This is a genomic window from Amycolatopsis sp. A133 (genome assembly GCF_031082405.1).
Taxonomy (GTDB): Bacteria; Actinomycetota; Actinomycetes; order Mycobacteriales; family Pseudonocardiaceae; genus Amycolatopsis.
Genome location: NZ_JAVHJU010000057.1, coordinates 348,789 through 360,754, shown reverse-complemented (window position 1 = coordinate 360,754; position 11,966 = coordinate 348,789). Strand labels below are relative to the sequence as shown.

Below are 11,966 nucleotides of genomic sequence, written 5' to 3'. Positions count from 1 at the left end.
CCTCCAGTTGTCCCGGTTGGTCCCCGAAGCCAACCCGACCGCGGCCACGGCGTCCAAGACCCGTTGCGCCCGGATCGATAGCCGGGGTGGCATCGTTGGCGGCGCACTGCCTCCACCCCCTTCGCGCGGAAGGCCCGCATGGACCTCGACCTCAGGCTGGTGCGGTACTTCGTCACCGTCGCCGACGAACTCCACTTCGGACGCGCGGCCGCCAAGCTGTTCATCAGCCAGCCGGCGTTGTCCAAGCAGATCCGCAAGCTCGAGGCCGACGTCGGCGGCGCCCTGCTGGTGCGCGACAGCCGCCACGTCGCCCTGACCCGTCGCGGCGACCGGTTCCTGCAGCTGGCCCGGCAGTTGCTGGCCACCGCGGACCAGATGCTGCGCGAACCCGCCCCGCACCACTTGCGGATCGCCCACATCTTCGAGCTCGACACGAGCCGGGTGGTGGCCGACGCGTTCCACGCCGCCCACCCCGGCATCCAGCTCGTCCAGAGCCAGATGGACAGCGCCCGCCAGCTGACGGCGCTGCTGAACGACCACCTCGACGTCGCGATCGTCCGCGTGACGAGCGCGCTGAAGGCCGCCCACCCGGCCGGCTGGCAGCACGCGCTGCTGCGGCTGGAGCCGTTCCGGCTGGTCGGCCGTCCCGGCGACCCCCGCCGGGCCTCGGCGTCGGTGCACGAGCGGCCCCTCGAGGTCTTCGCGGACGCGCCGGGCTCGGCGCTGTACAACGTGCACGGCCGGTACTTGAGCTCGCTGGAGCAGCACACCGGCCTCGCCCTGCGCTGGCTGGGCAACCCGGGCACGTTCGACACGTGCCACGCGGCCGTGGCCCGGGCGACCGGGAGCGCGTACCTGCTCGAGTTCGACAGCTACGCCCGGCGCTACGCCGACCTCGGCGTGCCGACCCACCGGCCGCAGGAACTGCAGCCGGTCTACCCGTGGTCGCTGGCGTGGCGGGAGGGGGCGGAACCGGAAGCGGTCCAGGCGTTCCTGGCGATCGCCCACGAGACCGCCGGGCGGCGCCACTGGCTCCACCCGGACCGGGCCGGCGGTGCACCGCTGTGGGCACCACCGGAAGACCTCGCCGTCGCCGGCGTGACCGAAAGCGCCGTGACCGAGGCCGAACGCCAGAACCGCGACGACGCTCCTACACGTCATCCCTGAGGGCGGCCAGCCGCTCCTGGACCCGGGCGTGGCGGAACTGGTACACGCCACCGGTCTGGCGCAGGACTCCGCGGCGGTGCGCGTCGTCGAGGAAGTGCATCAGCCGCCACGGCAGGCGGCCCGTGGCCGCGAGCCACACGTGGTGGACGAAGTAGTTGCCCCACGCCCGGGTCACCAGGACCGACAGGCCGATGCCCACGCCGAAACACACGCCGACCACGATCGGCAGCACCGGGCTCGTCGCCGCCGGGAACACCTGGCCGCCCGCGATGGCGGCCGCCACTCCGTAGCAGACCGCCGCCACGCCGCGGGCCATGAAGAAGCCGAACGCCGCCCCCGCCAGGCCGGCGGCGATGGCCAGTGCCACGTCGTAACGGCCGCCCAGTACCGGGAGGAAGCGCGTCTGGGCGGTGAACGCGAACGCCATCCCGTCGAACAGCCCCACTGACACCATGAACGAAACGGACAACGCGATCGCGCCCGTGCGTTCGTTGCGCAGGATCGTCCCCGGGCTCGACACGCGGCTCGCGTCGACCGGTTCCGCCAGCCACACGTGCACCGCGAACACCAGGCCGAACACCAGCGCCAGGAACACGACCAGGCCGGTGGCCAGCGACCAGCCCAGGCCGAGCAGGACACCCACCACCGCACCGATCGCGAAGCGGCCGGCGAACTTCCGGGCGGCCCCGGCGAAACGCAGCTCGGTGCGCAACGGCTCCGGCGGCCGCCCGAAGCGGTGGGTCAGGTAGGCCGCGCCCCCGAATGACAGGCCGTAGACGGCCGCCAGCGCCGGGCCGTCGTCGAGCCAGCCGGTCGCGACGAAGAACACCGCGATCAGCACGCCGACCAGGCCCGACCGGGTCGTGGCGGGCACCGCGCGGTACAGCTGCCACCAGGCCAGGTCGCGGCTGCGCGTCCGTTCGAGGTGGCGGGCCAGGAAGCCCAGCCAGCGCGTGGCCTGCTCCGCGGTGTACCGCCCGGTCGGGCTCGTCTTCGGGTTCCGCCCGGGCGGCTGCGGCACCTGTGCGTAGGCGTTCGGGACGAACGAGTCGAGCAGCTGCCCTTCGAGGGTTCCGGCGTCTTCGGCGCCGAGCAGTTCGGCGGGATCGGCGCCGGCCCGGCCGTAGCCGATCCGTGCGAGGTCGACCATCAACGGCGTCCGCAGCACCCGGGCCAGTGCCGCGCCGGGATCCCGGCGCAGCCGGTCGGCCACCGGGCGCCAGCGGTCGCCACCGGCGGCTTCCCGCGCGGTCAGGTAGGTGATCGCCTCCTGCCGGTCCACGGGTTCCAGCCGCACCACGGTGGCGGCGTTCAGCACCGGGCCGGACTCGCGCACCACCTGCTCGTATTCGGCGGAGCGGCAGGTCAGCACGAGCGAGCGGCCCGCGGACATGGTCTGGTCCAGCGCGTCGAGCGCCGCGACGCGCAGGTCGGCCGGCATCTCGTCGAGGCCGTCGAGGACGGGCACGACGTGGCCGCCGAGGACGAGCCGGGTGGGGGCGCCGGTCCCGTACTCCCGGGCGTTGAGCAGGGCCGGGTGGTTCTCGGCGAGCCGGCTCGCCAGCCACCGGTCGAGGTGGTCCCGCCGCGGGTCCCACGAGGCCAGCGACAACAGGACCGGCACCGGGGTGTCCGGGGCGCGGGTGCGCAGCAGCTCCAGCGTCAGCATCAGGGCGAGCACCGACTTGCCGGAGCCGGGATCGCCGAGGACGACCAGCTGCCGCACGGGCAACCCGGTGAACGCCTCCGCGATGTCGTCGAGGTCGCCCCGCAGCCGCGGCTTTCCCGGGCGCGCGGCCGCCGACCAGCGCAGCATGATCGGCTGCGGCCGGTGCAGCGAACGCAGCTCGGCTTCGGCGCGCCACTGCCACGTGACGGCTTCGGCCAGTTCGGTGACGGCGCGGTCGAACCGGTGGTGCGGCGCCGGTCCGGGGTCCGGGTCGGTGGGCTCGGTGGGCTCGGTGGGCTCGGTGGGCTCGGTGGGCGCCGCCTCGGCCAGGATCTGCTCGTGGAGCCGCCGCAGGTCGGGATTCGGATCGACGCCCAGCTCGTCGGCCAGCCGACGGCGAAGGGCGTGGAACAGCGTCGAGGCCTCGGCGTAGCGCCCTTCTTTGGCGAGAGCGCGCATCAGGAGCAGGTGCGACAGCTCGCGCGTCGGGTGCTCGCCGCAGAACTCGGTCAGCTCGCGGACGACCTCCGCCGTTTCGCCCAGCCGGAGCCGCCATTCGGCACACAGTTCCACGGCGTCGGCGCGCTGTTCGTCGAGCAGCGCGGCCCGGCCGGCCAGCGTGGTCGTGCGCAGCCCGTCGAGCGCCGGGCCGCGCCAGAGGGCGAGCGCGGTGCGGATTTCTTCGACGGCGTCGACGAGTTTCGCCTGCCCGGCGAGTCCTCGCGCGGCCGCGACGTGACGCCGGAAGCGAAGGGAGTCGAGCTCGTCGGCGTCGATCTGCAGGCGGTACCCGGGGCCGTCGGTGACGATCATGCCGCCGGTCTCGCCGAGCCGGCCCCGCAGCGCGGAGACGCAGTTGCGCACCTGCTTCACCGCCGTCGCCGGCGGCTCGTCCTCCCAGAGCGCGTCGATCATCCGCTCCACCGGGACGACCGAGCCGGGGTTGAGCAGAAGGGCGGCGAGCGCCCGTTGCTGGCGCGGGCTCGCCAGATGGACCCGGCTCCCGTACGCCTGCACCTCCAGCGTTCCGAGAATCCGGAACCTCATCGCATCCCCCTCGACCGCAAGGCTAGCGCCCGGGCTCCGGAACGCGCAGGTGAAGCGGCGAATGCCGGCGCGAGGACGAAACGAGGACGGCCTCCGGAACCCTAGGGGCACGGCGGAAGAGGGGGATTGCCGGGGCGACCCGGTGGCGGGCGCGTCATTGGGGGTCGCGCCCTCCACCGGGACCGCTCCCGACCCGCGGGAGTCTCGGCGCGGCACCGGCAAAAGTGCCGCTGACATCATGGCTTCCGGCGTTTCACGCCCCACGGAAACTCCTGGTCAGGGCCGCCCCCGTCGCTGCCTCTCCCGGCCCGGTCGGGTGCCGGTTCCGGTCCGGTTGCCCGCATTACTGTCGGTGTCTCGCGGGGTCGCCGCACCGGCGGTGGTCCCGCGGCAACGGGAGGGGAACACCCATGGGGAACCGATGGAAGACCATCCTGCCGGGCGCGCTCGTGCTCGCCGGGGCGGCGAGCGGGATCTGCTGGAGCGTCGCGCCGGTGAGCGCCGGCGCGGCGACGGCAACGGTGGCCGCGGAATGCACGACGTACCGCCCCGCCGACGGCAAGTCGGTCGGCGTGTCCTGCAAGTCCGGCCGGTACCACGTGATCGGAACCGCGTGCAACGAGCGCGGCTGCACCACGATCGGCGGCCCGGTCGTCGACGCCCCGAGGATTTCGTGGGCTTACGCGGGCAGCGGCTACTTCAGCGGCAACATCGCGGTGGGAATCGACTGAGCGAGGGGGAAAGACTGTGAAGATCGCCCGCAAGATCGCTGCCCCGTTCGTCGCCACGGCGTTACTGGCGGCGTCGTTCGTCGCCGCGCCGGCCACGGCGAGCGCGGATGCGAACTGCCCGTACCTCTACCTCTGCGTGTGGGACGGGTTCAACTACAACGGGGCCAAGCTCCAGTTCATCAGGTGCGGCTGGGAAAACATCGGCGCCATGGGCTGGAGCGACCGGATCAAGTCGTTCAAGAACAACCAGTCGCCCGGCGCGACCACCGTGTTCAACAACTGGAACGCCGACACCCGGCACTGGGAGGTGCTCGACACGTCCCGGGCGCCGGAGTTCATCCCGGTGGTGAACTTCCCGATCCGGACCACCGACGGCATCCACGTGTGCTGACGCCGGTCTCGTGGCAGGTGCGGCGGAAACCCAGCGCCGCACCTGCCACACCTCACGACGGCGGGAACGGCGGCGGGACCGGCGGCGGGAACACCGTCGGTACCGGCTCGAAGCCGAGCCGGTCGATCGCCGCGGTGAGGTCCAGGGTGCGTTCCACGGCGAACTGGCTGATGACGTACCGGTTCAGCCGTCCGCGCGGGAACACGCGAGCGAGCGGGGACAGCAGGCCGGCCGGCACGTACGCCGGTCGCGCCGGGACGCCCGCCGAGGCCAGCAGGCCGCGCACGGCCCAGTCGATCGTCACCGGGGCGCGGTCGGCGATGTTGAACACCCCCGACCGCACCGTTTCGGTGGCCGCGGCGAGCAGGCAGGCACGGGCCAGGCTGTCCACCGCGGTCATGCTGACCAGGACCCGGCCGGTGCCGGGGACCAGCAACCGGTTCCCCCGCACGTTTTCCAGCAGCCGCGGCAGGAGGGTCGGGTCGCCGGCGCCGTGGACGGCGTGGGGCCGCAGGACGATCGCCTCGCGCGCGATGACCAGCACGAGCTGTTCGGCCGCGGCCTTGGCGGCCGCGTACGCGTTGAGGTAGCGGCTCACCGGGGCTTCGTGCTCCTTCGCGCGCACAGTCGGCCGGTACGGGTCGTACACGCTGGCACTGCTGACGTGGACGATGCGGGCCCCGGGGAACGACGCCAGCACGTGGTGGGTGCCGAGCAGGTTGGTCCGCCACACCTCGCGGGCCACGCCGGTGTCGGTCGCGGCCGCCGCGCAGTGCACCACCGCGTCGACGTCGGGCGGGTCGGCGAGCTTGGCCGCCGTGATGTCCCACGCGCGGTACGCGGCCCCGCCGACGTGCCGGGCGTCCGCCGCCGCGCGCCTGCCGAAGGCCGTCACCGGCCAGCCCGCCGCCGCGGCGGCCCGGCAGACCGCGCCGCCGACGAACCCGGTCGCGCCGGTCACCGCGAGCCTCACGGCCTCCTCGCGGTCATCAGCTCGCGCAGGCGTCCCCGGTCGAGCTTGCGGGACCGGCCCGAGCGCGGCAGTTCCGCCAGGACGACGATGCGATCGGGCACGGCTTCGGCGTCGATGAGCGCCGGCAGCTGCCGGCGCAGCCGCCGGACGAGGCGGGCCGGGTCCACCGACGGCTCGGGCACGACCGCGAGCACCACGGTCTCGTCCTCGGTCACCGGATCGGGGGTCCCGACCATCGCCGCCTCCCGGACGCCCGCCAGCAGCGCGATCGACGGCTCGTACAGGCCGGGGTAGATGTTGTAGGTGCCCCGGATGAGCATGTCCTTCTTGCGGCCCGTCATGACGATCCGGCCGTCGCCGTCCAGCCGGGCCAGGTCGCCGGTGGCCAGTTCGGTCAGCGGTGGCGCACCGAGGTAGCCGAGGCAGGCGTTGGGTGCCGACACCAGCAGTTCGCCGTCGGCGGCGATCCGGGCGGTCACCCCGGGCGACGGCGTTCCGAGCAGATCACCTGGCAGCCCCCGCTCGAGGTGCGCCAGCTTGTCCTGCGCGCGGGCGACGGCGAGCGGGATCGCCTCGGTCATCGCGTAGATCGAGAGCACTTCGCCGCCGGGCACCGCGGCCATCGCCTGCCGCAGCACGGCGGCTGCCGCGGGCGCCGACCCCAGCACCAGCCGGCGGACGTGCCCGGGCCACCGCGGGAGGACGGCGAACACCTCGGCCAGGTGCACCGGCACCCCGTAGGCGTGGGTCACCCGGCGAGCCACGAGGTCCTGCGCGAAGCGTTCCGGCGGTGCGGACGGCTTCGGCAGCGACAGCCGGGCCCCGCCCAGCAAGGCGGGCAGGCCGGCCATGATGCCGTCGGCGTGCAGCACGTCCCCGGGCGCGAACGGCAGGTGCTCCCCCAGCATCGTCACCGCCGAGGTGAGCGACCGCAGCGAGTGCACGACGCCCTTCGGCTGCTCGGTCGTGCCCGAGGTGAACACGATCAGCGCGGGTGCGTCCCCGTCCCGGTCCGGGGCCGGGCCCGCCGCCGGGGCGCGGCCGAGGAGGTCCTTCAGCGACCACGCCGAGCGCGGCACGCCCGGCAGCCGGCGTCCGATGTGGACGTGCCGGATGTTCCGATCGCCGATCGGCTGCCGCAGATCCGGCACCGGCCAGCCGCGGCGCCGGCAGTAGGTGCGGGCCGGCCCGACCACGCTGGCGGTGTAGAACAGCGACTCCGCGATCAGCCAGCGCGGGCGGTAGGCCCGCAGCCGCGCCGACACCAGGGCCGGGCCGACGGCTGTGTCCGCCGAGATGAGTACGGCGCCCGCCTGCAGCGCCCCGAGGAACAGGCTGATGGCGGTGGCCGAGTTCCGGACGGCGAACAGCACGCCGTCCCCGGGCTTCAGTCCCCCGGCCCGCAGCCCGGCGCCCACCGCGAGCGCGCGGCGGCGCAGTTCGCCGAAGGTCGTCGTCGTGCCGTCCGGGTCGATGACGGCCACCTCGCCGGGCCGCCTGGCCGCTTCGGTCAGGAATCGGGTCACAAAATCGGTCATGCGCGGCTGACCTCCAGTCGCCGGTAGGCGGGGAAGAGCACCCCGGGTTCGGCCCGGCGTGCGGTGATCCGCAGCGGCGCGCTGTCGAACAGCGTGCCGAGAACGGCGTGGATCTCGGCCATGGCCAGCGGGTAGCCGAGGCAGAAGTGCGGGCCCGCCCCGAACCACAGCCGCCGCAGCTCCGGCGGGTGCGCGCGGCCGAGGTCGAACCCGCCGTGCGCCTTGGCGCAGTTGAGGGTCGACAAAACGATCCGGTCGCCGGCACGCACCCCGACCCCGCCGATCCGCCCGGACCGGACCGCGTTGCGCAGGATGATCGGCGCGGGGGTGATCAGGCGGGCCGTCTCGTTGATCGCGGCCGCCACGAGTTCTTGGTCACCGTGCCGGTGGGCCTCGGCGACGCGGGCCAGCTCCCCGTGGTCGTGCAGCACCGCCACCATCCGGGGCAGCAGGCTGGTGATCGTCTCGGTGCCCGCGATCAGGAACGCCGACGCGAGCCCGCGCGCCTCGGCTTCGGTCAGGCCGAAGCTGCGCATCCGGCCGACCGCGGTGTTCTCGTCACCCTTTTCCCAGGCGAGCGAGGTGGTGGTGCCGAGGTCCGCGACGATCGCGCGGGCCCGGGCGATCTGCCGGTCGGTCAGGCTGAGCCTGCCCAGCTTGACCAAGCCGATGATCTCGGTGGCCTGCCCGGTCATCCGCAGGTACGCCGCCTCCCGCTCCGCCGTGGACCCCGTCACGGTGAACCCGACCAGCGCGCTGGTCACGGCCCCGGCCACGATCTTCGTCGTGCGCACGACGTCCACCGGACGGCCACTGCGCAGGGCCTCGGCCGTCCGGGCCAGTGGCTCCGTGCACGCGGTTTCGATCAGCCGCCGGACGTAGGCGGGCGTGAAGAACTCGGCGAGCTTGCGCCGCATCGCCCGGTGGTCCGGGCCGTCCATGTTGACCAGCATCGAGGAGCCGAAGACCGGGGTCCACAGGTCCGCCTCGGTGCCGCCGCCGCTGCGGAACGTCCCGGTGTCGGTCAGCACTTCCCGGGCCGCCGCCGCCTCGTTCACGACGACCCCGAGCCCGGGTACCCGCACCACGGGACCGAGCCGGCCGAGGACGCGGACCACCGGGTACGCGAGCGGGTGCGCCGCCAGTTGCAGCCGCAGCTCGTGCGCGCCCGCCCTCATCGCACGTCCACCGTTTCACCGCGGTAGCCGTGGCGGGTGTACCAGGCGAAGGTGTTGCGGATGCCCCACGCCTTCGTCCGCCGCTGCGACCAGTACACGACCATGTCCCGCCGCCGCCCGTAGGCGCGGGTGACACACCGGACGCGGTTCACCAGGGTGCGGTCTTCGTGGTCTTCCTCGATGCACGTCCGGGGATAACCGCCGCACCGCTCGTACAGGCTCGCGGTGATGGCGGTGTTCCCGCCCGCGCACAACAGGTACGGCCCGAGGTACGCCGGCCCCCGGTTGGCGCGGCGGAACCGTGCGGCGTACCCGCCGAACGCCACCAGGAACGCCAGCACGGCCCGCTCCGCCCTCGGCACGGCGAAGTCGTCGGTGCGCGCCTTGAACCGGCCCCCGACCAGTTCCAGCCCGGAGGCGAAGCCCCGCAGGACGGCTTCCGTCCACTGTGGAGCGACGAGGCAGTCGGCGTCGGTGCGGGCCAGGTGGGTGGCCCCGTTCGCGATGGCCTGGCGCATGCCGGTGTCACAGGCGGCTCCGGTGCCCTTCTGCGGTTCGCCGATCACCCGCACGTCCATCTCGGGGTGCGCGGCGGCGAACGAGCGGACCACCTCGGCGGTCGCGTCGGTGCTCGCGTTGTCCACCACCAGCACGGTGAAGTCGCGGTGGCGCTGAGCGGCGAGCGACCGCAGCGGCCCCTCGATCCACTTTTCCTCGTTGTACGCGGGGATGATTACCCACAGCGACAACCGGGGCTTCGCCCCGGGCCGGGGGCTTCGCCACCCGGACCCCCGAAAAGCGGGCCGCGTCATGACGGCAGCTCCGCGAACACAGTGCCGACGCTCACGCCGCCGGCCAGCCCGATGAACGCGACCTTGTCGCCGGGACCGCACCGGCCCGATTCCAGCGCCAGGCTCAGCTGCAGCGGCAGGCTGCACGAGGCGACGTTGCCGTGGTCGGCGATCGTCACGACGAGCCGGTCCTCGGGCACTCCGCTGCACTCGAGGAACACCCGCAGGTGCGGCAGGCCGACCTGGTGCACGCAGTAGAGCGCGAAGTCGTCCCGGCCGAGCCCGGTGCGGGCCAGCGCGGCGTCCAGCTGCGGCCGGATGCCGCGCACGACGGACTCCATCAGGGTGCGGCCGTCGCCCCGGATGTAGCCGTCGGCGACCGGGTCGCGGGAGTTCGCGCCGCCGTGCCCCGGGATCGAACTGACGTCCCAGCAGGACGAGTCCGCCGAGAAGTCCCGGTAGAAGATGCCGGGCCCGGGCGAGGACTCCAGCAACATCGCCGCACCGGCGTCGGAAAGGGTGTAGCCGGCGAGGGAGTCCACAAACTGCGCGCGGTCCGCGACCGACCACCGGACCACCCGGGAGCCGGTTTCGCCCGTGCAGACCAGGATGCGGCGGTACTGCCCGCCGAGGATGAGCGCCTCCGCGACCTGCATCCCGTTGAGGAAGCTGTTGCAGGCGTTCTTGACGTCGAACACCGGGCAGGACGCGCCGAGCTTGGCCGCGACGACGTGCGCCGTGGCCGGCTCGATGAGGTCCTGCGAGGCCGACGCGAACACGATCAGGTCCACCTCGTGGGCGCCCAGGCCCGCCTCGGACAGCAGTTTCGCGGCCGCGGCCACGGCGAGGTCGGAGGCCAGCTCACCGTCGGCGGCCCGGTGCCGCGTCCGGATCCCGCTGAGTTTGGCGATGGCACCCGGGTGGGGCGTGAAGCCGGGGCTCTCGCGGTCGATGCGTTCCTCGATCTCCCGGTCCGCGACCAGGGCCGCGGGCAGGTGGGCGGAAACACCGCCGATCGCCACGTGCATGGCACTGTCCTACCTTTCTCGTTGGGTCTGTACTGGTCATTCGTAGGATCGGTGGGCCCTGGAGCTCAGGTATGGCTTGCATGGTCACGCCGGTGGTGAAGGCTGAAAGGACTTGGCCGCCTGAGTTCCCGTGACGGCACGACCGCTGATGGGGATATGCGATGTGATCGCTGTGTAGGACAGTGTCGGCGTGGTCGTCTGTGGGTGACGTGGTGAGCTCGAGCGATGGAGGTGGTCGTGCCCCGGATCTGGGCCGGCGTGGACATCGGCAAGGAACACCATCACTGCGTGGTGATCAACGACAACGGTGAGCGGTTGCTGTCGCGGCGTGTCCGCAATGACGAGACCGAGCTGCTGGCCCTGATGGCCGACGTTCTCGCGATCGACGCCGACGCGCTGTGGGCGATCGATCTGAACTGTGGTGGTGCTGCGTTGCTGATCGGGTTGTTGGTCAACCATGACCAGCAGCTGGTCTACATCACCGGGCTGAAAGTCCACCGCGCCGCCGGAACCTACCGGGGTGAAGGCAAAACCGACGCCAAGGATGCGTTCGTCATCGCCGATCAGGCCCGGATCCGCCGTGATCTCGGGCCGCTGCGGGCCGGAGACGAGATCGCCGTCGACTTGCGGACCCTGACCAACCGGCGCACTGACCTGGTCTGCGACCGTACCCGGGCGATCAACCGGATCCGCCACCAGTTGCTGGAGTACTTCCCCGCGCTGGAACGCAGCCTTGACCTGTCCCGCAAAGGACATCTGCTGCTGCTCACCGGCTACCAGACCCCCGACGCGATCCGCGGGCTGGGCGAGCAGCGCCTGGCCCAGTGGCTGCGCCACCGCAAGGCCCGCAACGCCGACACCGTCGCGCACCTGGCGATCCAAGCCGCCGACGCGCAGCACACCACGTTGCCCGGGCAGCAGCTCGCCGCGGCGATGGTCGAGCGGCTGGCCAAGGGGGTGATCGCCCTCAACGCCGAAATCGCGGAGATCGACGCGATGATCGAAGAGCGGTTTCGCCGGCACCGTCACGCCGAAGTGATGCTCACCCTGCCTGGGTTCGGGCCGACTCTTGCTGCGGAGTTCCTCGCCGCCGCCGGTGGCGAGATGACTGCGTTTGGCTCGGCGGACCGTCTCGCCGGCTACGCCGGGCTCGCGCCCGTGCCCCGCGACTCCGGTCGTGTTCACGGCAACCTGCGACGCCCTCGCCGCTACCACCGGGGCCTGCTCAGGTCCTGCTACCTCGCCGCCATGGCCAGCCTGCCGGCCTGCCCCATCTCCAAGGCCTACTACCAACGCAAACGAGCCGAGGGAAAACGACACGAACAGGCACTGCTCTGCCTCGCCCGCCGACGCCTCAACGTCTTGTGGGCCATGCTCCGCGATGGCTCCCGCTACCACGCTTCACCCCCGATCCCGGCGGCTGCGTGACTTGACAATCCCCATGGGGAAGTCC

The 11,966-nt window shown here is 72.7% G+C and carries 10 protein-coding genes; 4 read left to right on the top strand and 6 right to left on the bottom strand.

What is annotated here, in order from left to right:
• Positions 1 to 138: 138 nt before the first annotated feature.
• Positions 139 to 1,167: a LysR family transcriptional regulator gene (locus tag Q5425_RS34065; RefSeq protein WP_308676466.1), complete on the top strand. Its 1,029-nt coding sequence runs from the start codon at positions 139 to 141 to the stop codon at positions 1,165 to 1,167.
• Here the strand turns inward: Q5425_RS34065 and Q5425_RS34060 are convergent.
• Positions 1,151 to 3,883 carry a BTAD domain-containing putative transcriptional regulator gene (locus tag Q5425_RS34060; protein WP_308676465.1) on the bottom strand — a complete coding sequence of 911 codons (2,733 nt, stop codon included), beginning with the start codon at positions 3,881 to 3,883 and terminating at the stop codon, positions 1,151 to 1,153. The genes Q5425_RS34065 and Q5425_RS34060 overlap by 17 nt on opposite strands.
• A gap of 410 nt (positions 3,884 to 4,293) precedes the next feature.
• Here Q5425_RS34060 and Q5425_RS34055 point away from each other — a divergent pair, with 410 nt between their 5' ends.
• Positions 4,294 to 4,614, top strand: a complete 321-nt coding sequence (locus Q5425_RS34055; protein WP_308676464.1) for a hypothetical protein — start codon at positions 4,294 to 4,296, stop codon at positions 4,612 to 4,614.
• Between the two features lie 16 nt (positions 4,615 to 4,630).
• On the top strand, positions 4,631 to 5,005 hold the full coding sequence (locus Q5425_RS34050) for a peptidase inhibitor family I36 protein (RefSeq protein WP_308676463.1): 375 nt from the start codon (positions 4,631 to 4,633) through the stop codon (positions 5,003 to 5,005).
• Positions 5,006 to 5,057: 52 nt separating this feature from the next.
• Here the strand turns inward: Q5425_RS34050 and Q5425_RS34045 are convergent, their stop codons facing one another.
• From Q5425_RS34045 to Q5425_RS34025, 5 genes are read right to left on the bottom strand one after another with little or no spacing between them, the layout of a single operon-like run.
• Positions 5,058 to 5,978, bottom strand: coding sequence for an NAD(P)-dependent oxidoreductase (locus tag Q5425_RS34045; protein WP_308676462.1), 921 nt, complete (start codon positions 5,976 to 5,978; stop codon positions 5,058 to 5,060).
• Positions 5,975 to 7,516 (bottom strand): class I adenylate-forming enzyme family protein, encoded by a 1,542-nt coding sequence (locus Q5425_RS34040; protein ID WP_308676461.1) that lies wholly within the window; start codon positions 7,514 to 7,516, stop codon positions 5,975 to 5,977. Before Q5425_RS34040 ends, Q5425_RS34045 begins: the two co-directional genes overlap by 4 nt.
• Entirely contained in the window at positions 7,513 to 8,694 is a 1,182-nt protein-coding gene (locus Q5425_RS34035; RefSeq protein WP_308676460.1) for a cytochrome P450, read from the bottom strand. The genes Q5425_RS34040 and Q5425_RS34035 overlap by 4 nt, the downstream gene beginning before the upstream one ends.
• Positions 8,691 to 9,443 (bottom strand): glycosyltransferase family 2 protein, encoded by a 753-nt coding sequence (locus Q5425_RS34030; RefSeq protein WP_308676459.1) that lies wholly within the window; start codon positions 9,441 to 9,443, stop codon positions 8,691 to 8,693. The genes Q5425_RS34035 and Q5425_RS34030 overlap by 4 nt, the downstream gene beginning before the upstream one ends.
• Positions 9,444 to 9,502: 59 nt before the next feature.
• Positions 9,503 to 10,513, bottom strand: coding sequence for a ketoacyl-ACP synthase III (locus tag Q5425_RS34025; protein WP_308676458.1), 1,011 nt, complete (start codon positions 10,511 to 10,513; stop codon positions 9,503 to 9,505).
• A 225-nt stretch (positions 10,514 to 10,738) separates the two neighbouring features.
• On the opposite strand from Q5425_RS34025, the gene Q5425_RS34020 reads away from it, so the two are divergent.
• Positions 10,739 to 11,941, top strand: a complete 1,203-nt coding sequence (locus Q5425_RS34020) for an IS110 family transposase (protein WP_308676457.1) — start codon at positions 10,739 to 10,741, stop codon at positions 11,939 to 11,941.
• Positions 11,942 to 11,966 lie beyond the last annotated feature (25 nt).

Bases quoted from the DNA above. Each gene is read 5' to 3' on its own strand.
- Q5425_RS34055 (WP_308676464.1), top strand. From the start codon at position 4,294: ATGGGGAACCGATGGAAGACCATCCTGCCGGGCGCGCTCGTGCTCGCC.
- Q5425_RS34040 (WP_308676461.1), bottom strand. From the start codon at position 7,516: ATGACCGATTTTGTGACCCGATTCCTGACCGAAGCGGCCAGGCGGCCC.
- Q5425_RS34025 (WP_308676458.1), bottom strand. From the start codon at position 10,513: ATGCACGTGGCGATCGGCGGTGTTTCCGCCCACCTGCCCGCGGCCCTG.
- Q5425_RS34060 (WP_308676465.1), bottom strand. From the start codon at position 3,883: ATGAGGTTCCGGATTCTCGGAACGCTGGAGGTGCAGGCGTACGGGAGC.
- Q5425_RS34065 (WP_308676466.1), top strand. From the start codon at position 139: ATGGACCTCGACCTCAGGCTGGTGCGGTACTTCGTCACCGTCGCCGAC.
- Q5425_RS34035 (WP_308676460.1), bottom strand. From the start codon at position 8,694: ATGAGGGCGGGCGCGCACGAGCTGCGGCTGCAACTGGCGGCGCACCCG.
- Q5425_RS34020 (WP_308676457.1), top strand. From the start codon at position 10,739: ATGGAGGTGGTCGTGCCCCGGATCTGGGCCGGCGTGGACATCGGCAAG.